Annotated in this window: 16 protein-coding genes, 1 pseudogene and 1 riboswitch; of the genes and pseudogenes, 7 read left to right on the forward strand and 10 right to left on the reverse strand. The window is 34.0% G+C overall.

Annotation, left to right across the window (positions count from 1 at the left end):
- The first annotated feature begins 87 nt into the window (after positions 1-87).
- The 5 genes from DM447_RS15085 to DM447_RS15105 all read left to right on the forward strand — a co-directional run bounded on the left by DM447_RS15085 (position 88) and on the right by DM447_RS15105 (position 6,043).
- A complete protein-coding gene (locus DM447_RS15085) occupies positions 88-372 on the forward strand; it encodes a DUF3219 family protein (RefSeq protein ID WP_112182015.1) in 285 nt (94 codons plus the stop codon).
- A gap of 775 nt (positions 373-1,147) precedes the next feature.
- Positions 1,148-1,375 (forward strand): sporulation histidine kinase inhibitor Sda, encoded by a 228-nt coding sequence (sda, locus tag DM447_RS15090; RefSeq protein ID WP_232824131.1) that lies wholly within the window; start codon positions 1,148-1,150, stop codon positions 1,373-1,375.
- A gap of 126 nt (positions 1,376-1,501) precedes the next feature.
- Entirely contained in the window at positions 1,502-4,480 is a 2,979-nt protein-coding gene (locus DM447_RS15095; RefSeq protein WP_162632666.1) for an ATP-binding protein, read from the forward strand.
- A 146-nt stretch (positions 4,481-4,626) separates the two neighbouring features.
- Entirely contained in the window at positions 4,627-5,370 is a 744-nt protein-coding gene (locus tag DM447_RS15100; protein WP_112182017.1) for a LytR/AlgR family response regulator transcription factor, read from the forward strand.
- Positions 5,371-5,470: 100 nt separating this feature from the next.
- On the forward strand, positions 5,471-6,043 hold the full coding sequence (locus DM447_RS15105; protein WP_112182018.1) for a YitT family protein: 573 nt from the start codon (positions 5,471-5,473) through the stop codon (positions 6,041-6,043).
- A gap of 33 nt (positions 6,044-6,076) precedes the next feature.
- On the opposite strand, the gene psiE is transcribed toward DM447_RS15105, so the two are convergent.
- The 8 genes and pseudogenes from psiE to DM447_RS15140 all read right to left on the reverse strand — a co-directional run bounded on the left by psiE (position 6,077) and on the right by DM447_RS15140 (position 13,105).
- A complete protein-coding gene (gene psiE, locus DM447_RS15110) occupies positions 6,077-6,523 on the reverse strand; it encodes a phosphate-starvation-inducible protein PsiE (RefSeq protein ID WP_369974643.1) in 447 nt (148 codons plus the stop codon).
- A gap of 50 nt (positions 6,524-6,573) precedes the next feature.
- Positions 6,574-7,479: an anti-sigma-I factor RsgI family protein gene (locus DM447_RS15115; protein ID WP_157967866.1), complete on the reverse strand. Its 906-nt coding sequence runs from the start codon at positions 7,477-7,479 to the stop codon at positions 6,574-6,576.
- A gap of 111 nt (positions 7,480-7,590) precedes the next feature.
- A pseudogene (locus tag DM447_RS18870) lies at positions 7,591-7,716 on the reverse strand (anti-sigma factor domain-containing protein); the annotation flags it as partial.
- Positions 7,713-8,441, reverse strand: coding sequence for a sigma factor (locus DM447_RS15120; protein ID WP_157967334.1), 729 nt, complete (start codon positions 8,439-8,441; stop codon positions 7,713-7,715). The gene DM447_RS15120 and the pseudogene DM447_RS18870, both read right to left, overlap by 4 nt.
- 178 nt (positions 8,442-8,619) lie before the next feature.
- A complete protein-coding gene (locus tag DM447_RS15125) occupies positions 8,620-10,002 on the reverse strand; it encodes a DUF5667 domain-containing protein (RefSeq protein ID WP_112182021.1) in 1,383 nt (460 codons plus the stop codon).
- 56 nt (positions 10,003-10,058) lie between these two features.
- A riboswitch (cyclic di-GMP riboswitch) is annotated at positions 10,059-10,146 on the reverse strand.
- Between the two features lie 193 nt (positions 10,147-10,339).
- Positions 10,340-10,714 (reverse strand): PilZ domain-containing protein, encoded by a 375-nt coding sequence (locus DM447_RS15130; RefSeq protein WP_157967335.1) that lies wholly within the window; start codon positions 10,712-10,714, stop codon positions 10,340-10,342.
- Positions 10,715-11,183: 469 nt separating this feature from the next.
- The gene (locus tag DM447_RS15135; RefSeq protein ID WP_112182023.1) at positions 11,184-11,879 is read right to left on the reverse strand and encodes an aspartate/glutamate racemase family protein; all 696 of its coding nucleotides are present in this window, start codon (positions 11,877-11,879) and stop codon (positions 11,184-11,186) included.
- 173 nt (positions 11,880-12,052) lie between these two features.
- Positions 12,053-13,105, reverse strand: coding sequence for a tellurite resistance/C4-dicarboxylate transporter family protein (locus DM447_RS15140; protein WP_232824133.1), 1,053 nt, complete (start codon positions 13,103-13,105; stop codon positions 12,053-12,055).
- 270 nt (positions 13,106-13,375) lie between these two features.
- On the opposite strand from DM447_RS15140, the gene DM447_RS15145 reads away from it, so the two are divergent.
- Positions 13,376-14,167: an OsmC family protein gene (locus DM447_RS15145; RefSeq protein ID WP_112182025.1), complete on the forward strand. Its 792-nt coding sequence runs from the start codon at positions 13,376-13,378 to the stop codon at positions 14,165-14,167.
- Positions 14,168-14,323: 156 nt separating this feature from the next.
- Here DM447_RS15145 and DM447_RS15150 read toward each other — a convergent pair whose 3' ends face one another.
- On the reverse strand, positions 14,324-20,275 hold the full coding sequence (locus DM447_RS15150; protein WP_112182026.1) for a lamin tail domain-containing protein: 5,952 nt from the start codon (positions 20,273-20,275) through the stop codon (positions 14,324-14,326).
- A gap of 430 nt (positions 20,276-20,705) precedes the next feature.
- Positions 20,706-21,269 carry a hypothetical protein gene (locus DM447_RS15155; protein WP_112182027.1) on the reverse strand — a complete coding sequence of 188 codons (564 nt, stop codon included), beginning with the start codon at positions 21,267-21,269 and terminating at the stop codon, positions 20,706-20,708.
- Between the two features lie 433 nt (positions 21,270-21,702).
- On the opposite strand from DM447_RS15155, the gene DM447_RS15160 reads away from it, so the two are divergent.
- Positions 21,703-23,577: a sensor domain-containing diguanylate cyclase gene (locus DM447_RS15160; protein WP_112182028.1), complete on the forward strand. Its 1,875-nt coding sequence runs from the start codon at positions 21,703-21,705 to the stop codon at positions 23,575-23,577.
- Positions 23,578-23,641 lie beyond the last annotated feature (64 nt).

Genomic DNA, 23,641 nt, shown 5'->3' on the forward strand with positions numbered 1-23,641 from the left:
TATCTTCTAACTTGTTTTGTTAGGATTAAAGATAAAATACATGTAGAATAAGGGCAATTCATAAATCAAACAAAAAGGAATGATTCTTTGGTTACAAAACTTATTTTAGATAACAGATCAATTACCTTAGTTGATTATCAGGAAAACAACACAGAAACTGGTCATCTGAGGATCACGGTTCATTTTAAGGTAAGCCATGAAGAGTATCATGATGTAACTACTTTACTATATAAAGGCAGTTTCGATGTGAACATTCCAGAAAAAAATCTAACATTTATCGGAACAATCGAGAACTACTCTACATCGATAACTAATTTATATAAAAAGGGTAACATTGGAGACTTTTATTTAACTTTAATTGAAGTTAAATAATCATACTAATGAAATGATTTACTCATTTGAAAATCAAATCTTTTTAACCTCACAATAGATAGAAACAGCGACATAACAGAAGACCTTACCCGCTCCACAGTGAAATGGGCTCGCTTTCCGTGGGCACTGCTCCGCTGGATAGGTGTTAAAAGTGATATATCGTCTACTGGTCAGAATTTTTATTGTGCTTATGACAGTTGTTCACGTTATGCTGATTGATTGTAGCGTAGGACAGTCGACTCCTGCGGGAAAAGCAACAGCTGAAAATCCCGCAGGAAGCGCTTTTTGCTTCCGAGGAAGTTGAAGCGTTGGGTCTGCGATTACTCGACCCATCGAAAAGACTTGCCCGCGGAAAGCGACTGGCCGAAGCGAAAATCAACATGGCGGTTACGTTGCAGTTGATAAATATTCCTGCTTAAGATTATTGTAATTTCTTTTAATTCTTATTAAAATCACGGAAATCCCGTTCGCTCAGAAAGCGTAGTGTATTTCCTTTTTCGTAGGCCTTCCTATTATATAACCTCCTCTTTTTTTTACACACAAATCAAATTTGTATCTATTTGTCGCATAAAATTAATAAAAACTTAATTAAAAATTCATGACTGTATCGACATATTCAGTCAAAGTTTTCGTCTGGATATGACATTTTTCTGCATGTATGGTGCAAATATCTGCATGAATAAGTTTTATTAATAGGGCTATTTGATCTACTATAGAGTTATAACACAACTATTTACCTATCTATCACTCGACAACACCGAAAGGAGAAATACAAATGAAATATTCTAATCCAATTAAACAATTGAGTAATGAACTTTTAATAGAAGCATACCAAAAATCTTATAGTGCTAAATGCTCCAATGAATTCATTGCACTTCTTAAAGAAGAGATCGAAAACAGAGGCTTATCTTCCTCTCTTCTCATACAAAAACCTACTTGTTTCTATAATGATTACTTTACGGAAATCAAGAAAGGCGATCATAACAGCTATCAAGTTAGTTAAGTAGTTGATAGATTTATTTACCACTTTAATTCTTTTGAAAAATAGGCCAGTTTACATTAAAATCTAGTATACTTGATTTAGAAAACTACTTTAGCTTTTATCTAATGGATGGTGATAGTGTTGATTATGGATAAAAAAGGTAATGGCAAACCATTATCTAAATGGATTTTGCGTACCTTTTTAAAAACTGCACTAATTCCTCTCGTATTAGTAGAATTAGTGTTCATTGGTATCTATTTTTTTGTGAATGGTTATGCCTATAGTGAAACACGAGATTTTTTTGAATTGGAAACACAAGAAGAACTTCTAGAATATGCAGAAAACGAAGCCACCTCAATCCAAAATCAGTTAAATGGCGTTGCGAATGCAACGGAACTATATAAACAACAAGTAAAAAGAGCCTTTCAACAAACCAATACTGATGTTGTAATAAAGCCTGAGAATGAAAGCCGTCTACAAACCACTGGTGATGGTGCCCTCTATACGGAAACAAACACTAATCAAGATGGGGCTGCTATTTTCTATAGTGGTATTGTTCCTATTGGTGAAAAAGAGGAGCTAAAAGTACATAAACTTTTAGCTGTTGAAGACGTGATGAAGGATATTTATCATTCCCAACCACTTGCAAATGCCATTTATATAAATACCTATGATTCGTTAAATGTTAGGTACCCTTATTTTAATGTCATTGATCAGTATTCTCCGTTAATGGACATTCCTTCTTATAATTTTTTCTATGAAGCAGACAAAGAACATAATCCCAATGAAGAATTAATTTGGACTGAGGCCTATTTAGATCCAGCGAGTAGCGATTGGATGACCTCTGCTATTGCACCTGTTTATAACGATAATAAGTTAGAAGCTGTTGTCGGGATTAATATAACCCTCAATACGATAGTCAACCAAATATTAGATATAGAATTACCTTGGGGCGGTAATGGCCTGTTAGTAAGCGATGATGGAACGATCTTAGCGATGCCTGAACAAGGGGAAGAAACATTTCCTATTGTTAACTTGGATGACCATACTTATCAGGAAGCCATTGAGGAAAATACGTTTAAACCTGAAGAATTCAATATAAATAATCAAACAGAACTTGCCCAACTAACATCAAAAATGAACCAGAGTGGCAGTGGAACTACTTCATTACAATTAGCTAATAAACAACATTTTGTCTCTTGGACATCTATTGATGATACGAATTGGAAATTAATAGTATTTGTTCCCTTAACGAATGTATTTTCCGACTTTGATCAGTTGAGTGTGGAATTAGCACATGTAGGTATATATATGTTTGCTGGACTTGTCTTCTTTTACCTTTTGTTCTTCATATACATTTATAAACAATCTCATAAAATGAGCAATACCATTCATTCACCACTTATTCAGATTAATACGATGGCAAAAGATATTGGGAAAGGGAACTACTATCAATCCACAAAAGCTATAAAAGTTATAGAAATCCAAGAAACTGCTGATGCAATTGTTGAAATGGGAGATCAATTAGGTATTAAAAATGATGCTTTACTTGTAGCTGAGGCAGAGTTAAGACAACGCGAATCAGATTTGCGCTCCCTTGTTAATTCGATTGAAGATGTAATTTTTATATTGGACGAGCATGGTACATTCTTAAATGTATGGTTGAGTGATGAATCAAAGTTATTTCTACCAAAAGATCAGTTAATTGGACTCTCTGTTTCCGCCATTTTATCAGGGGCTGATCTGAAAATGTTCTCTAATAACTTAGAAGAAGTTTTCAGCACAGGAAATGCAACTGTGTTGGAACTATTCGTTCCAGCACCTGAAGGAGAAGGTGGTACTTGGTTACAAGGAAGAATGTCTCCAATCATTGTAGACGAACAAAATACATTTGAGAATGTATCTTTATCTGCTCGCGATATTACTGAAATTAAAGCAATGGAAAAATCACTAATAAATGCGAAAGAACAAGCAGAACGAGCAAATTTAGCTAAATCCGAATTCTTATCAAGTATGAGCCACGAGCTTAGAACACCATTAAATGCTATTATTGGTTTTAGTCAGCTCTTAGAATTAGATGACAATGAACCTTTAACAGAGGATCAACAAGAGAACGTTAGCGATATCTTAAAAGCGGGAAATCACTTATTATCTTTAATTAACGACATCCTTGATTTAGCAAAGATTGAATCAGGAAAGTTATCTATCTCAATGGAGCCTATAAATATCACATCGATCCTTCAAGATGTGATCGGCATTACAACACCAATTGCCGCGAAACAAAACATCACAATTGTAAATAACACACAAAATGATGACGCACTTTTTGTTAAAGCTGATCGGACTCGATTAAAACAAATATTATTAAATTTAATAACAAATGCAATTAAATATAATAAAGTTAACGGTTTTGTTTTCATTGATTTTAAACAACAAAACGAACAAATAGAAATAAGTGTTACAGATACAGGAATAGGTATTAATGATGATGAATTAGATTATATTTTCGAACCATTTTTAAGATTAAATGAAGAAAATAAATATATTGAGGGTACAGGTATTGGTTTATCAGTCGCGAAGCAATTAGTCGAACTCTTAAATGGAACGATTCACGTCAATAGCTTGAAAGGAAAGGGAACAACTTTCTGGATCGAATTACCAATTCACATATATGACACGGAAAACTTGGAACAAATTGATCAACTAGTTGACTTAACGTCATATAATACTGATAAAAGTGGATCTATCTATCGCATTCTTTATGTAGAGGATAACATGGCTAACGTTCGTCTAGTCGAAAGCATTCTAATAAAGTTTCCTTACGTAGAATTATTTTTCGCAACTGACGGCCAAAAGGGATTAGACTTAGCAGAAACGATTGCTCCAGATTTAGTATTACTCGACATTCACTTACCAGATATAGATGGCTATCAGGTGTTAACGAAACTAAAAAGTAAGTCGTTAACAAAAGAAATCCCTGTCATTGCTATCAGTGCAAATGCAATGGCAAGCGATTTAGAAAAGGCAAGAAACGCTGGATTTATTGATTATATGACAAAACCAATCGATGTAAAAGAATTCACCAAAACCATACATGAAATTTTAGACATTGATCTGGAAGATTAGCGAAATAGAATCAAGCAGAGCCACCTTGGCTACTTGATTCTATTTCTGGATAAATAAACCAACAAGTTACCCCTTTTTTACTATAACTAATTGAAGTATACTAAGAGTGATTGAATTACTTTACTTTCAATTAAGGGATGGTATAAATGACCGACCAAAAATATCGTGTTATTATTGCTGATGACCACGAGGAAGCTAGAAGATTATTAAGAAAATTTATTTCGCTTATTCAACCTTCTTTTGTAATAGTTGCTGAAGCAGCTGATGGAGAGGAATTAGTTGAGAAAGTCATGGTGGAAAAGCCAGATCTTGTTTTATGTGATATAGAAATGCCTAAATTAAAAGGTGTAGATGCAATCAAACAATGTCAGCAACTAATTCCAAATCTATGCTATATATTTACGACAGCACATGATGATTTTGCAGTTGAAGCATTTAAGATTAATGCACTAGACTACATTTTAAAACCGATACAAAAGGATCGAATCTTCCAAGCTTTAGAAAAAGCAAAGCAACGATTGCAAAATGATAGAATAATAAATCCACCAAAACAAATAAACAAAAAAATTCCGATTAAGTTTAATCGATCGCTTTTCTATGTCATTATTGAAGATATATTATTCATAGAAAAGGAAGGTCGAAAAGCCATTCTTCACACAACAAATCATACTTACCCTTCAATGGATTCATTAGAGGAACTTAAAACATTATTACCAGAAAAGTTTGTCCAGTCTCATCGCTCTTTTATCATTAACCTTAGTCATGTATCATATATCCAAACGATCGGTAAAAGCTATATGGTTTATTTTTATAATTATGAGAAACCTGCACAAATTTCAAAACAAAATATTACTAGTATTCAAAAACAAATAGAAGATTATTATCATTAACAGCATGGTTACCCACATGTTGTTTTTTTTATGGGAAACAATTACAGATAATTAACATATAGATAGACATGTCCCAAAAATGTCGGAGATGACGTTATCTATGTATTTCATAAAGAAAGTAGGAAGTGTTTTCATAGCAGTGGGAGTTAATTTTTTCTTAGTTCCATTTGAACTATTTGATGGTGGTGTAATCGGACTTGGATTAATCATCAAATATGTAACAGGCATAAAGGCTGGGTTGGTTATTATTTGTGTCAGTCTTCCCATTTTTATCTTTGCATTGTTTCATAATAAAAATTATTTTATCAGTAGTTTACATGGCTTATTACTTTCATCATTTGCTATCGATTATTTCGCTTCCTTACCAGAGCTCTTTCCAATTAACTATCCAATTCCAGTTATATTAAGTGCGATCTTGGGTGGCATTCTTACAGGAACAGGAATGGGGATCATGCTACGTTATAAAACGAGTACGGGCGGAACCGATTTACTAGCTCAATTTTTAGCAGCAAGATTTCAAGTTAATATTGTCATTATTATCTTTATTCTTGATATTTTCATTATTTGCTTAGGTAGCCTATTACTATCGTCAAGTTCGTTTCTACTTTCTGCAATAACAATTTTATTTAGTGGTGTTTTTACAAGTATCTGTACGTGGGATGTTTACTATTAATCATTACACCAGGTTTCCCTGGTGTAACTGATGTTATTCTTTGCTTATTTTTTTAGACAATTTCGTTGTGGTCGGTCTTTCGCGCGGAGTCATATGCATAATGAAGTTTGCAATGACAAGAACTAACACAACAAGCGCATATATTAAAGTATCTAATGGTTTATCATAATCAACAATAATCAATCTTACCATCGCAGTAATTCCAATGTACATAAAGTATCGGAGAGGAAAGTGATAGTTCTCTTTAAAGTATTTGACAATCATTGCAATAAACTCAAAATATAGGAAAAATACGAGAATCCCAGATACGAAAACTTTATAATCGTTTGTACCATCAGTCAACAATACGTTTGCAAAAACAAACAGTTCTTTTACTAGCAGGGAGCATAGAATAACAGCTAAAATAACCAATGAAACATTTAAAACTACTTGAAAAAACTTTGGAGCCATTTTTAATACATAATAAAAACCTTTTTTCAACTTTTATCCGTCCTTTTCTTTGTCTTATAATAACATTCGGTTGTAATGCCTTAGTTAGGAGATTTCCCCTTTTTTTCTGGGCTGTTTTCAATGTTAGACTTTTCTACTTTTAAAGTATTTTTCTCTGAATCTACTTCAGTCTTATCCTTCTTTATAACCTGCATTTCTTTCTTGTCAGCTTGTTGTTCCTTTTTCTCTTTAGCTTTTTCACTCTTTTTAATTTCCTTAGTTACTTTCTCTGTTTTAGGTTTGTTAACTTCAACAGGCTTCTTTTCTTCTTTTTTCGCTTCAGTCAATTTATCTTGTCTATTAGACTCTACTTTGTCCGGCTTATTAACTTGTTGATCTTCCCTTTTAATTTGGCTATTAGTAATATCATTTTTAGCCTTTTCAATCTTTGTTGAACTATTTTTATTTGCTTTTTCTATTTCAACACTTTTCTTTTTTTCACTATCTATTTGTTCCTTCTTAATATCCTCATTAACTTTAGTAATAGAATTATCGCTTAGCTCTTCGGGCTGTACTTCTATTCCTTGTATCTCTTGGTTATATAACTGTAACTTATTTATTGATAGATTCGCTTCTCTAGCATCTTCCACTAGTTCTTTACTGCCATTTTTAACTTGAACAGTCGCAGTTGTTGCATTCGTAATTAAAGATTGATCAATAGTTTCTTTTACTTTATTGATATCCACGTCATTTTTTTCCGTTAAAGAAACAACTGTTACATCTACCTGGGCGTTTTCACTTTTCAAGTAATCTCCTTTTACAGCAGCAGTAATTATTTCTTCTAAAACAATGTCAATCTGCTTATATTTGTATGCAATGGAATCCATAACAAGTTGTCCATCCTCATTTAGGGAATTCACCTTTGTTACATTAAGGTCAGCATCTGTGTAAATTTCAATACTTGGATTGATATCTATAGCAAAAAGATACGATTCATCTTTTGTCATAAATGTACTTATATAATAACTCATAACTGTTAAAAACAATATAGCTACAAGGGATAAATATTTCTTGATAATCTCGCCTTTTGGGAACTGCTTCTCACTAATAGTATATGAATCTCCTAGTTGTGGAAATTCATTCTTTGAACGCGGCATGTTTTTAAAGTTACCATCCTTACACAAGATTGTAATATAGTGTGCAGTGACTTTTATAACGACTCCATTAAACCGGTTTGACCTCATGATTTCCCCTCATTTCCGAATGTTACTTGTATATAGGCAGATAGTTGTCGCCATTCTGGATGCAGTCGTACAACAACCAAAGCCACGATATACTTCCTATGTCTCTCAACCGTTTTTAATCGATGACCAGACACTTCTATAAATCTAGTAACAGGAAAACGTTTTTTTTTTAAAAAGAAATCTACTAACTCTGGATTTTGAATAAAATCATTCGCAATTGTAATCAAGTTTGCTTTCGTTTTCCGATGTGTAGGGGAACATGCTTCCAATTCTTCAAATTCAATGTTGAATTGTTTTAAGATTTCGCTTAATTCCAGAATTTCTTCCACTAATTCTCTTTGTTGAAGATGTTGGTGATACGTATCCATAGAATGATCAACATCATAAACAGTTACTGAATCCTCACTATTAATTGATTCTACTTCTAATGGTATATGTTTTAGCTTAGTTTCTCGACGAAAGTAGTCTATTAACTCTCGTTTAATAAGTAAATATACATAATTTAGAAAGCTTTTATTAGCGCAACTATCATATGTGTCAATTGCGCGATCAAATGCTAGTAATCCTAGACTAGACTCTTCATCACTCCACGTGATAAATCTTTTACAAACATGTCCAACTGTATTGATAATATAGGGTTTATGATGATTAATTAATTTCTCTCTAGCAATGTCATCACCATTTGATGCAGCTTTTATATAGTGATTCACTTCAGTTTCATGCACCCTATTCACCCCTCAATCATCAGTCATTTGAACTCTAAGCATACGATTTTTTTATGTATAGGTAAATAACCAAAACTTGTCTATTCATATATTTGAATCTATCATCTAAATCTTCTTACTTATAAGAACAATATAATAGACTTAAGGAGCCCTAAAATAGGGCTCCTTCATTTTACCTTTAGTCTTCTTTGTTTTGTTTTCCTTTTGCTGCCTCTTTAGCTTTATCAGCTTGTTCTTTCTTCTCTTCTTTCAATTTCTCTTTCGCTTCTTTTGCCTCTTCTCTCGCTTGCTCTGCTGCTTCTTTTGCGGCTTCTCTCGCTTGTTCTGCTGCTTCTTTTTCTAATACTTTTAGTCTTTCTTTCTCTTTTTTAGCTTCTTCTTTTGCTTGTTGTTTCGCTTCTTTCTCTAACTCTTTTAATCTTGCTTTTTCTTCTTTAGCTGCCTGTTTCTCAGCCTCTGCAACTTCAGTAGCTACTTTGGACAATTCGTTTGTTTCTTCTTTTCTTTCGTTTTCTACCTCATCTTCAACCACTTCTTCTGTGTTCTCTGATGTTGTTTCCTCTATTAATTCATTTTCAGTCTCTTCTATCGTTTCAACTATCGTGTCGTTTGCCTCATCTTGTGTTGTTTCATCAGAAACTACTTCTATTTCTGTTTCATCCACAACCGCTTTATCTTCAACCGTCAATTCATCATATGTGACGTTAAAATCTAGTTTCTTTATATCAAGGTTTGCTAATGAAGTAGATAGTTTCGAGATTGCCTCTTCATCACCAGACGCATTCGCTTCTTCTAGCAATTGCTCCATTTCTTTTTCTTTTTTAGCCATTACCTTTTTCATGATTTGAGAAGGGTGGATATTCAACTCTTTCGCTATTTCACCAAATCCTTTACCTTCTTGTAATAAAGCAATAATTTCTTCCTCTGTTTTACCGCTCTCTTCTGCTAAAGTGACCACTTTAACAATTTGACCAAACCCAAGCTCTTGAGCACGTAATTCCGCAACCTTTTCGGGATCAAGGTCTTTTACAACATTTGCTACTAAATAAGCTTCTTGTTGCCTTTCTTCAAATTCTACTAACTTTTCTTCTTCTATAGTTTCTGTTACTTCCTCTGTTACCGTTGTGGAGTCTTCCAATTCAGTTGCTAATGTTTCTTTGATATCCTCTTCAACTTGTTCATTGGATACAACTTCTGCAACCTCTTCTTGTGCCTTTTCTAATGCAACTAAATATTCCTCAATTAATTCACTCATATATTCTTCTTGCTCTTCATCAACCATTTGTTCTGATTCTGATAAACGTTCTGCTACTATTTGAAGTAAAAGCTCCGATTCCTTTTCTGAATCAGTTGTAAGTAGTAATTGCAAATTTTCTACTGCTTTATCTAAAAAGTAAAAGAAGTTATCTGGTGTTAAACCTGTATCTTCTATTACATCCTCATTGTTCAAGTCCTCAATTTCATTTAATTGACTCGTATCAACTTCTGCATATACAGAATTGCTAGTAAATAATACGCCGACTATCAAAAAACCGGTAGCACATATGTCTTTTATTTTCAAAATAATTCTCTCCCTCACACGAATAATATAATGCCAAAAAACGTATCTATTTCACTTATCGCAACTGGCTGACATAGGCATATTTACCTTTTAGTCCCTCTAGCTTAGCGTCACCACCTTTCAATGGTTTTGCCTTTGTTTTTATTGAAATTAGGAATCTACTATTAATACGTGGAATTATTTTTATTTGAGGGGGTATTTTAAATTTTTTGTCGAAAAATATTAATTAATTAGAATTCAGGATAGCAAAAAGCCTACATCAAATGGTGTAGGCTCTAGAAACATAATTATAAATATTCGATTTCAAATAAATCAAACAATTAATTTAAGAATAAGTTTAATCAATATTACCTTTTACTTTTTTTGAATATATTTTCAATTGTTCTATTAACTCTTTTTTAGCATTTTCTTCAATCATTAGATTAACACCATAATCATTTGTAGTATGGTTTTTTTTCTTCCAAACTATTATCCCTTTAAATTTCATTTCTTGCTTATTTAATTCAAAAGATATGACTAGATGGATCGACTTGTCTGTTTCTGGTATATTCAATTTTGAAGTGAATTTGACCCCTTCTGTACTTATGTCAATTATTTTAGCTTCTCCAGCAGAAGTAGTTACGGAATTCCCATTAATGTTTTCTATTCTAAATAGTGCAGAAATTGGTTGTTCAAAAGCATAACGAAACGCTGTCTCTCTCTTATACTGCATAATCTCCATTCACCTCACGTTCTTAAGTACTTGAGCTGCTTATTTTTTTCAAAAATGGATAAAAATAGTATCATTTCCCGCAGTATCCAATCTTACACCAAAATATAATGAAAGAGGTCAATTCTATAAAATTTTTCGTAGATATTGGTGTCAGCTAAAAAAAATTGATATACAAGTATAATACAAGCAAATTATTGACACCGCAACGAAAAAACGTGATATTTAGTGTTGTTTCGACATTTTATTATTCGATTGTCGATTTTTATTAATTGAGCACTGTGTAGTTTTATTTGGATAATAATAGATCATAAGATAATTCGCCTCAATCACTCAAATTCATTCGAGTTCTAAGTACATTTTCAATTATGTTTAAAAAATTTTAGTATAGCAAAAAGCCTACATCAAAAGGTGTAGGCCCTAGAAAAATAATTATAAATAATCGATTTCAACTAAATTACTTTCTAATCGCTCATCTAAAAATTGTATCTACAATTCGGTTGACATGAATTTCTGTAGTATTAAAAACGGGGATATCCAAATCTTCTCCCTTAATAATCATGGGAAGTTCTGTACAGCCCAAAATTACTCCTTCGATACCTTCCTCTTCTTTCATCCGTTTGATTATGTTCAAATAGTTTATTTTGGTCTCATTATTCACAATCCCATTTTCCAGTTCCGCTACAATCTTACCATGGATATATTGCTGTTCAGATTCCGTTGGTACAGTGACTTTTTTATTCCGTGATGTAAATGGAGATTTAAAAAAGTCATTTTCCATTGTGTATTTCGTTCCGATTAATCCAATATTTTTCAAGCCAAACTCCAAAGTCTTATTATATGTGGCCTCAACAATACTTATCATTGGAATCGGGATTTGTTTTTGGACTTCTTCAAATACAATATGAGGTGTGTTTGCCGAGATTATCGCAAAGTCAGACCCCACGGCGTCCAACTTTTTAACAGCATCAACAAGGTAGTTCGTTAACCCATCTAGTTGCTTGTTATTAATAAATTCAAAAACTTGATACATATTGATGCTATTAATAAACATTTCAGGTAGAACTTCTTTACTTTGCATCCGTTCTTGGTATTTAGCGATGATAGACTGGTAGTAATCAACGGTAGATTCTGGACCTAATCCACCAACAATTCCAACCCTTTTCATATAAAATTCTCCTTTAATTTTTAAATTATTTCTTTTGATAATTATACCATTTAACTTTTAGAAAAGAAAAAGGAGTCAAGCACCAAGATGGAAAAATATCCATCTAATCGTTTGACTCCTATAATCACATGATTTTATGATTTATAGCTTAATTAAATGTACTTTTACTTATTCTAAACCTTAATTGAAACTACTTCTGTTTTTATACCTTTATAGAGATTTATTATAAGAGCACAAAATAAAATTGACCACGCAATAATAGCTATAAACACCGTGATCTTCGGAATGAAACTTAGAAAATCAACTTCAAGTGCCTTTGATAATTGCAATGTACTTGTTGTATACATTGCTAATGGAAACACCATTCCCCATAACTGTGGCTCATAGGATAAAGGGTGGCGATGATAAATATGACGCCATATCATCAGTATGAGTAGTAAGGGAACCCACCAAGTACCTGCAACCCAGAAAAATAAGGTGAAGCCTTTTAAAAAGGATGAAAATACATCTATCAATTCCCAATAGCCTCGGTGTAGTATAAGCGTCGAACCTGCTAGCGTTGTAATAGCAACAGCACCCATGTTAATCCAATATGGTGGCGTTAATGCTGAAAATTTTAATCCTAAAAAAGTAAAGCGATAAAAGATTAATGTAATAATATTTAAATAAAGCATACACCCGAGAAAATACATACACAACGTAAAGAATAGAATAACCTCTCTGCCTGTTTCAACGTGTGGTGATAACAACGTACCAAGTATAGATATCGATTGCGTTGCAACGGTAGCAATTAACCAAGCACCATTGATACCTTCGGCTAAAGCAGGCTTATCTTTACTTATTGTGACTGCAGTAAAAAAGGTATACATAACAATCACCCACAAACAAATTGCAATGAACCAAAGGATCAAAGGTATCACAATAATGTTACCAACAACAATTAGTTGGCTGCCGTACACGCATGTTCCAGCAACTAATGTAAAGAATCCAGGTCCTATAGTATGACTTGTTATATCACTTAATAATTTTTTGAAATATTTACACAAACGTAGCAGTGTCAAAGCCCATAGAACAATATAAGAAACTGTATTGATATATAGTAAGACATTAGCGAAAAAAACATACCCTAGTAAATGAGTGCCTATTGATAATGCACCCGTTGCCATTACTAGCGCAAAGTAACCAGGAAAAAGCGTTGCTGCTCTGTGGTTTATAAACTGGAACATCCTTATATCCTCCAAATCATTAATCATGAGAGATAAACAAAAACAAATGTTATTGTACCACTATTTTAACCTTTATGTATAAAAATCAGGTTACAACCTTACCTCCAGCAAATCCAGATTAAGTACAAGTCAATCACACATAATGTTCTTAGCATTGATCACAAAATCGCCTTAATTTTTAAAAAATAAATAAATAAATGATATAAATCAATTATTCTTACATAAAAGTTCGATATAATGAAGAAACACGAGGAAAGGGTGGAATAGATCATGGCAGATATAAAGTTTGAAGCAAATGTAGATTGGCATGGAACCGGAAGTGATGGTGAAGGGTCAGTAACACTTAACGAGCGACCGATCACATTCTCAAGTCCCACTTCAATGGGGGGAAAAGGCTCTGGAACTACTCCAGAAGACTTGTTAATTAGCGCAGTTGCAACTTGCTATAGTGGTACGTTATACAGTAGCTTGGTCAATAATAAATTACCAGTTCATCACGTTGAGGTTCGTGTAGAAGGGATTGTTACCGGTTATCCTTTAACAACTAAATTCGAACAATTAATCGTTCATCCTACCATCATTGGTGGGGACAATTTAATGCTTTCTAATTACAAACAAGTCGCAGATACAGCTAAAGATAACTGTTTTATCGGAAAATCAATTGTTGGAAACATTGATTATAAGGTTGGGACTGTAGAAGTTTCTAACAACGTTATAAATCAGTCTGTAATTGATGCGTTGGTTGAAAATTTTTATCAAAACCTAACAAAAGAGTCTTACTATACTACGATGTTCGCTGAACGAAATGTAGATATTGAAAAGCTTAAAGCACGACAAAAGATTTTTATTGCACGTCTATTAAATGAGGAACATGCCACATCAGACGAAGAACAAAAAGAACAAGTTCTAGAAAGACACAGTTATCAAACCACACCTGAAAATGCTGCATTATGGTTAGACACTATGGAGAAATCTATGGATGAAGTTGATCTTGCTGAGGAAACAAAAGGTCTGCTCCTAATAAAAATGCGTAAACTTATGGATACTATGATTAAAGAATAATTTGGGGTTACAAGGTACTTCAAATAGACGTTATCTTCTATAATAGTGCCTTGCGACTATTTCCTTCTTGTTTTACTAATTAATTATTAGTACAGAAATTATAAAAAAAAACACCTTCGCTTTTCACTCAACGAAGGCGTTTTTAAGTTATTATTCTTAGATAATCATCTGTTTTCTTCTGTATCTGTAATAGACTAGTAATACTAGACCCATGATGATGCTTAGGAAACCAATTAATAGCCAATCAAACATATTTGTCGACGTGTTTGCAAGTCCACTTGTTCCTCCGTCATCACTATCGCTTGTTTCAACATACAGAGGATTTGACTGTTCATTTTTTATTTCATTTAACGTATTTTCATTCGAAACAGGTTCAATTATTATATCTTCGCCATCATTCTCAACCGTTTCACCTGGAACTTCTGGAGGAGTAGGTTGATCATTTTCATCTACAGGAGAAGTAGGTGTTGGTGATTCATTCTCTTGATCCTCGTTATCTTCTTCAACAGGAACTTCAATCGGAATATCGTCCCCTTTTATAAAGGACCAGATATCTGATGTCGTTTTACCTGTGAATTGATCGGTGACTACTGCGTACCATGAATAGGTTTTATCTTCTTCTAGTCCCTTCCAAGTTACTTCCGCTATTTCACCACTTGAGACGTCCTTAACCAAACCAATCTCTGTATCACTATATACATTAACAGCAAAATAATCTGTAGCAACACGCTTATCTGTGGCTGCTAAGTCTAGCTCCAATACGAACTCATCTTTCCCTGGATAGGCATCTGTATCATAATAATTATAATCATCAAGGTAAGGCGAATAGGTATTAACCATGATTCGATTATTATCCGTATCGAAATGAAGTAATCGCATGTAGCCTTGTCCACCTTCTGGACCTCCTTGATAATCAGCCAACATCTGATAGACATTACGATCTGTATTTCCGTCTCCATCATCATCAATTTCGTCTACTAATAATTGGCTCTCATGATAATGACCAGAAAGAACCGCAAATACATTTTCATTCGGTAAAACAACTTCTTCGTATAACTTCTCACCAAGCGGGTGACGTGTACCAGTTGCCTGCATATATTCATGAAAATTGAGTATCGCCTTTCTATCTGGATATGCAGCAAGTACGTCATTCATCCATTTAATCCCTTCATCTTCTACTCCCCAACCAAGGTAAACCATAATGTAATCATTTCCATCTACAGAAATGAGATCAAAATGACCACGATTATTCTGATATGATCCACCATAATAAGATCTATCTTCAAATCTATCGGCTCCGAAGTACTTATAATATGCTGTATAATCATTTGTTTTTTGCGAGACATCATGATTTCCTGCCAGCACACCATATGGAATGTTTGCCTCATCTAATGTACGCATCGAATTGTCTGCATTTTCCCATTGAACTTCCTTATCAGATTCATCAACAAGGTCACCCGTATGAAACACATATTTAATATTCATTTCCTCTTGTTTTTCTGCAATCCATTGTGTTTGTCTATCATAAATATATGGATAACTTTCTGAATAGTACTGTGTATCTGACATCCAAACAAATGTATAATCATATTCCTCAGGAGTCTCTGGGATTTCATCTTGAACGATGACATTAATTTTACTATCTTTTACAAAATCGCTTACAACAACTGAGCCTTTTAGTTCAAAATCATTTTCTCCTGCTACTTCAGAATCAACGATATTCCACTGACTCAACGAATGGTTCCATGCATACATCGTTACTTTTCTTCCTGACAAAGAGTTACCATTCCAAACAAACTCAACAATATCGTTTTCATCCACTTTACTATCTACCGTGACATCAAAACGATGATACGGAAATTGCGTGGTTGAATCTGTTATCATGTATTCCTGATCCTGTTTAGAAGTCAAAGAAATATCCGCTTCACTAAATTCTGCTTCACCTTCTGGAACTGGTGTATTTGGCGGTTCCACATCTGATGCACCACTAAATGATTTTACCTGATTCAAATCACTCGGCTCATATTGGTATCCTTGATAAAAAGCTACGTCCATATCGTCACCTTCCGGATCAGTAACGCGCACTTTTAAAACAGGATCACCAGTAACAGAATCATTTAATTCATCTGAATTACTACCAGGTTTCTTTGGATTTTCATCTACTACTGAAAAATCAACCTCTAATATAGCTGTATTACCAACATGATCTTCTACCTCTATTTTTAATTGATGGCTACCAGCAGGCAACATACCCGATGATGTCTGGTAAGGTAGCTCAATTTTCTTATTATCTAACGATACTTCACTGTTCTTTACCCCTGCAATTTCATCTAAAATTGTCGCATCAATTTCAAATGCGCCTTTATATTCTTTTCCTTCTTCTATTGTTGTTGTAATCGTTGGTGCGGTATTATCGACAAGTACAGTCGTTTGGAGCTCTTCATCACTATCTGCCACAGTAATCAGATGTTCACCGTCAGAAATAGTTGTTGTATCCCAAAGATAAGATTGTGATGAAGCTAATTCATCCTTAACTGTAAAAATAAAGTCTTCTGAAATCCGGTCGGTACCATCGTCACCCATATCATATACCTGATTTGGATCTCCATGTGTTGGATCAATTAAAATTGTTCCATCCGCTAATACGAGACGGACATTTCTAAGATTATAATCATCCCGATTTTCACCAGGATCACCCTCCCATGGCGTTGCTTTATTTCCTGCACGTATCGTTATCGTGTTCTCTCCAATTTGAAGTTGATCTGCTTCAATTGGCACAGTAATCGTTTCCCATTGTGCCATCCAGTCATCAAATATATGAATAATCTCATCACCAATTGTGACACCATTTTGGAAATACGTATTAATTCCACTAACCTCGTATGCAAAATAGGCTTTATGTTCAATTGTATTATACAGACTCGTTATTTGCTTTACACCATCAATAGACAAGGTAATGTCATTCGGGAGGTCATCCTTAGAGGTACCTTTGATCACTTTTTCACCGTTTACTATTTCTCCCTCGCTTACGTTTAGACGTAAACTTGAATCATTTAAATCATTTGTCACTTTAACTTGATAGCTGTCACTTGTAACTTGATTGACCCCATCTGATGCAACAAAATAATATTCGACGTATTCCTTCCCAATTATTTCTGGTGAATATATCCGATAGTGATAGAGCATATCATCGTAATCCTCTGTTAATAGTGCCGTTTGAAAAGTCTCTTGTTCATTCGTTCTATAATATACTTGAACTGTCTTAACTTCCAGTTCATCCTGTACGTCTGCCAAAATGTCTATATTATCTGTTTGTAACACATCATTTTCATCCGTAAGGTTTTCAATCGTTGGTGCATGCTCATCAGTTGGCATTGTAATTTGCTGTTTTGGTACTTGGAATGCTTCAACATTTCCAGGAGTTGCAGATATCAATCCAGCACTAATCTTGTCCATGACGTTCGATCCATCTACAGGAAATTTATAAACAATACCTTTATCAGCTTGTGTATCATCGATTGTTTCTACATCATTATAATAAGCGATCGAAATTTCTTGCCCTGTATTAGTTGCGATTAGTAAACCGCGCATACTTCCATTTGCCATACCAGCACTATATATTTTAACAATATCTTCATTTTCCACTAAACTCGTATTATAATTCGAATTAAAATCCGCCACAGTTTGTGCATCATTCTGGCCATTAACTATCCAAAAAACAAGTGTTTCTTTTGATGGGATAACAACATCAACTGGAATGGACGGCCACGTAATATCACTTTCTGGATCAGAACCATAACGATATTGCAATTTATAATCTTTAAAGTTAATTGCTTGATCTGTGTTATTGTAAATTTCGATAAACTCATAACCATCTGCAGTTCCGACATTTGTACTATCAGGAACTACTTCTGTAACAAGCAATCCAGGCACCTTGCTAAAATCCACATCCTCTTTACGAACCGTTATCTTATATTCGTCTGATTTACTTATATTTGTTCCATCTGTTGATTCGAGATAATATGTTATATCCGATTCAACATATACACCGGGGATACTTACTGCATAATTACTAGGATTCTCCGGGTCTGGACTCATTGCAAATGAAGTAAACTGCTCGTCATCTTCACCTTTAACATATAAAGTCGCTACCGGAATAGCTTTATCATCTGTAATAATTGCCTCTAATTCAATCGAGGTAAAGGCATCAACTTCTGTCACCGGTGTGTGTGACATTTGTGGAGCTTCGGTGTCTTTTTCTATTTCAGGAATTAATACCGTGCTTATCGGTACTTGTTCAGATTCAATAATACCTGGTGTGGGATCAGCCATAGTTCTATATTTAACCATATTCGATCCCTCTCGCGGATACTGGTACGCGATAACAGCTCCAGTATTATCATTGTCAATTCCAAGATAATCAGCATACGTAACCTGTTCTCCTTGATTATCTTTTATTAAAAGCGCGCGATTCCCACCATTAGCAAAGCCTGGGAATGCAGTATCGGTAACTTCAATTACCTGTTTATCTGTTAAGTCGCGATCGAAATTTTGATTGAAGTCACTTAGCTCCTTTCCACTATTGTTATACCAAAAAACAAGTGTCTGTTCAGATTCAATTGTAGTTGCTGGAATCTGAAATGGAACATCTACTCCTGAATCAGTATATCGATAGACAAACGTATAATTAGTTAATGAGAGTGACTGATTCGTATTATTGTATAGTTCAAAATACTCGTAATTGTCTGTTCCACCACCTTTTGAATTAGGTGCAAGTTCTGTAATTAACAAATGAGGATAATTATTGAAATCTTCGTCTACTTCTTCTTCCATTTTGATTGAAATTTCTATCCGTTTGTCTATTGAAGTTGGATAGGAGACACGATGATTAGAATCTGTAGCCGAAATATAATAGGTTAGTGTTTCAGCTCGTAATTCATCACTAGGAATGACAGCTTGATAGGTATTACTTTCTATATTGGTCATTTCTATCATCTGATAACTATCTTGCTTATTCGTTTGATAGTAAAGTTTTGCAGAAATATCAGCTTGATCATCTACTATACTCGCTTCGATCTTCATGTCTTTTCCTGCTTCAATTTCCTTTATTTCCTCATGATTAATGGTAGGTGCTGTATGATCCGATAGAATCACTTTTTGATCTGGCACTTGTTCATTAATCAGTGAACCAGGATTCGGATCACTAAGTGTTTGGTACTTTACCATTTCATTTCCAGTTGTCGGATACTGATAGTCTACAACTTTCCCACTAGCAATATCTTCAGATAAATAATTCGCAGAAATAATAACCTCGTTGCTCGTGTTCTTGACAACTAGCGCACGGTTTCCACTATTGCTGAAACCTGTTCCAGTATATTCGACAACATCTTCTTGAGATAAGGTCGTCTCGTAATGGGCATTAAAATCAGCTAACTCGCTGCCTGCAGCATTTCGCCAAAATACAAGTGTCTGGCCGGAATCAATTGTTGCCTCAGAGAAATCTATTTGAACATCCTCCTTCCCACTACCGTCTGTATAACGAATAGCAAGGTTATGAGGGTCAAGAATGATCGATTGATTTGAATTATTATATAGCTCAAAATACTCGAAATCATCTGTTCCATTGTTATTTGGCATAACCTCTGTTAGAAGTAGTTGCGGTAGTGTATTAAAGTCAATTTCTTCTTCACTTTTTGGATTATCTATTGATTCTTGTTTATCTGTTTCTTCCTCATCTGTAGATGTATCTTCTTCATTAATTGTTGGTACTTCCTCTGGTGATTCTACGACTGGCTCAGAGATACCTTCTTCCTCTTGGGATGGTGATGGTTCGCCTTCCTGTTCAGCATCACTGTTCGGCTGATCACCCTGCTCAGGTTCTTCAACAACAGTCTCACTATCTTGTTCCGTTTTGTCTAGTTCTTGATCCGTGTCTGTGGAGGAATCTTCTTCTACTATTTCTACTTCAGAGTCTTCCGTCATATTATTAGACTCTACAGCTAGCACCCTATTAGTAGGGAAAACCATTGCAAAATCCATAAATATTACAGAAAAAATTAAGAGAGATGCCAAAACTTTTGTTACATTCTTTCTAGTTTCTTTTCTCATAGTGAACCTCCTCATAATCTCATTATGATAAGTATAAAGTTCAACTATTAACTAGATATGAATTTTTTGTTAATATATCAAATTATTTACTATTCAGTAAAGTACATGAAAAGGCGTAATAGGGAAGCTATATTAGAGATTAGAGAAAAAATACGCTTAACGTTGGAAATAAAAAAGCAGGAGTTCTTTGACTAAACCTATAGAAAAAAAACGCATTCTCTTGTATAGAGAAGCGCCTGATTTTGAAAAATAAAGTTATAGTTCACTATGTTCTCATTAAATACATTTATTAAAAATGGATTATTGAATGTTTAAATTGTTTCTTTTCTGTAAACGTCTAGAGTCTTATTGGATCATAGTCTCTCTAAATAGTATGTATTAATGCAAAAAAGTATAATCGCTCGTTATATTTAAAAACTAGATACTATTATTAAAATCCCTCATAATAATCTTCCGTTTCCTGATCATATTCTACTGTTTCATCACTGTCCATAGGTACATTCGAAGTCGGCAGTTCTTCGCTATCACTAAGTTCCATTCCTGTTTCGTCTACCTCTGGTTTCTCTGTTACGATAAGACCAATTAAGACCCCATAATGTTCTCCAATATACCATGTCGGATCATCTTTCATTTGATAGAGTTGCAATTCATAACCAAAATCCCCTGTAGCACCGCCCTCTTCATCGGTAGCAGTTGCTTTAACATTCCCAGAGACCCACAACTTCCTCATTTCTCCCACAGGTTTGTCATAATCAGCTATATTATCAACGATTTCATCGGAAGTAATGTAATTTTCGGTGATCTCCCACTCTTTTAATCCAACTTGCTTTGACATCTCCTGCTCTACCAGATTCATAGCAATTTTCAGTGGATCCGTTTCATTACCTATAGGTTCACTATTCTGTTCACTTACTTCACTTTCCTCTACTTCTACACTTAATTGGCTTTCTGCTACAGTTACTGCTGCTTCACTTACTGCACTTTCCTCTTTCACTTCTTTTTCAACTTGAGAATCTTCTTGCTCTATATTCCACAGGCTCCTAATATAAAAATAGTAGTTAACAGAGTAAAGCTAAATAATCTTTTCATCATAATACTCCTCGTATTTAGTACTATAACTTTACCACATTATAGTACTTATGTAGCATTATATTATTCTGATTAAAATATCCCTATACTTCTCCCTTGAAATTTTGAATGAACCGAATCCCCTCTTATTATTACTGTATGCCTAACCCCCTTTCCATCCATGCAAAAAAATCCAATTGGGTCACCGTTATATAGCCACACTATTAGCCGTTTTTTATTATTAATAACATTAAAGATCAGACAGTGACAGCACCTTGGTTCCATGATATTCTTACAATGCGGATTTCTTATACATATAATTTAAAGTTAATCAGATTTTGGCTAGAGAGGGATAAATAATGAAACTGAGACGATCGATCTTACCCATACTGTTTTTCATTATACTGACGCTACAAGGATGCTCGAATCAACTAGCTGAGTCTGAATACTTAGCTAATAATGGCCAATTGGATCTATCTAAATGGCATGATACGAATTCTCTAATTCAATTAGATGGCGAATGGGATCTTTATTGGAACCAATTACTTGAACCAGTTGATTTCATAAATGATCCATCTATACAACCAACCGGTACAATATCTTTACCAAGTAACTGGCATACCACTTCTGTAAACGGGTCGTCACTCCCTAGAGAAGGTTTCGCTACTTTCCAAGTAAGCGTTACCAACGTGAAAGACGAGGTGTTAGGTTTAATGCTTCCCATTATGTATTCAAACTATATTATATGGATCGATGATAAACCTCTTGCTAAAAGCGGACAAGTTGGCACAAACAAGGATACAAGTGTTGCACAGAAAAATACCCAAGTTGTTTATTTTGCGCCTGAAGATAATAAATTCACTATCACAATGCAAATATCTAACTACGACAATGCCGCAGGTGGCATGTGGGAATCTATTAAACTAGGCGGATTTGAAGCCATCCATCAAAGTAATTCCAAAAAAATTTTTGTACAATCTATCTTACTTGGAGTTTTAATTTTATCCGGTATTTATCATATTAGTTTAGGTTTATTCAGGAAAACTGAATCATATTTCTTATACTTTGGATTATTTTGTTTAGTTGCTGGATTTCGTTATTTGCTGGTTGGTGAAGTTTTTATAACAAAAATGTTCCCTATGTTTGATTGGGATATTCTTATGAAACTAGAATACATAAGTCTATATAGTCATGTCCCCTTATTTGGAATGGTAATATATCGCCTATATCCAAAAGAGAGTAATAGATTATTCACTCTAATAACTATCATCGTCGCCAGTATATACGCGTTATTAACCATTTTTACTAATGCAAAATTCTATTATCATTTTTTAACCTATTTTCAAATATTTATAATTATAGGTGTACTCTATGTGTTGTTTGTCGCTGCCAAATCTCTTAGAAATAAAAGAAATGAAGCTGTATATCTACTTGTCGGAATCATTCTTTTAATGGCTTCCGTTCTCTTTGATACATTTGGTTTTATTCTTGCCTATCCTGAGTTAAATTTCTATCCTATTGGAATTGCACTCTTTATTATTTCTTTCTCAATAGTTCTATCCAAAAGACTCTCAAGTTCACTTGAACTCTCAGTTAATCTGACTAAGGATCTATCAAAATTAAATAATGAACTAGAAGCTAAAGTCGACCAGCGTACTAAACAAATTCAATTGGCTAATGTTAAATTAGAAGAACTTAACGACAAACTTAAAAAGATGGCACTAATTGATGGTCTAACAGGTATACCCAACCGGAGACGTTTTGATGCATATTATAAAGAAGAATATGAAATATGCGTGCGTGAAGATAAATTCCTGTCTCTATTATTTTTAGACATCGATTACTTTAAAGACTATAACGATTATTATGGACATCAATTGGGAGATGAGTGTCTTAAAAAAATAGCTACTGAATTAAATAGTTGTATAACAGGCTTATCAGAAGGAATAGTTGCGCGATATGGTGGCGAAGAATTTGTCTGTGTATTACCTAATTCCAATGAAATTAAAGCAAAAAAAATTGCGCAGGAACTTAAAGAACGAGTAGAAAAAATACAAATATCTCATGTGAAATCCCCAGTTTCCAAGTATGTAACATTAAGTATTGGGTTAATTACTGTCCGTCCTAACAGCATGATAAACAAAAATAATATATTAAAACAAGCGGATCAAGCCTTATACCAGGCAAAGACATCTGGAAGAAATAAAATCTCCATTTTTCCGAATCTGCAATAACATGTATCATTGAGAGAGAAGCACATAAACCACTAAAAACCTGTACGCAACATATTGAAATGTT

It is taken from the genome of Paraliobacillus zengyii, assembly GCF_003268595.1.
Lineage (GTDB): Bacteria > Bacillota > Bacilli > Bacillales > Amphibacillaceae > Paraliobacillus_A > Paraliobacillus_A zengyii.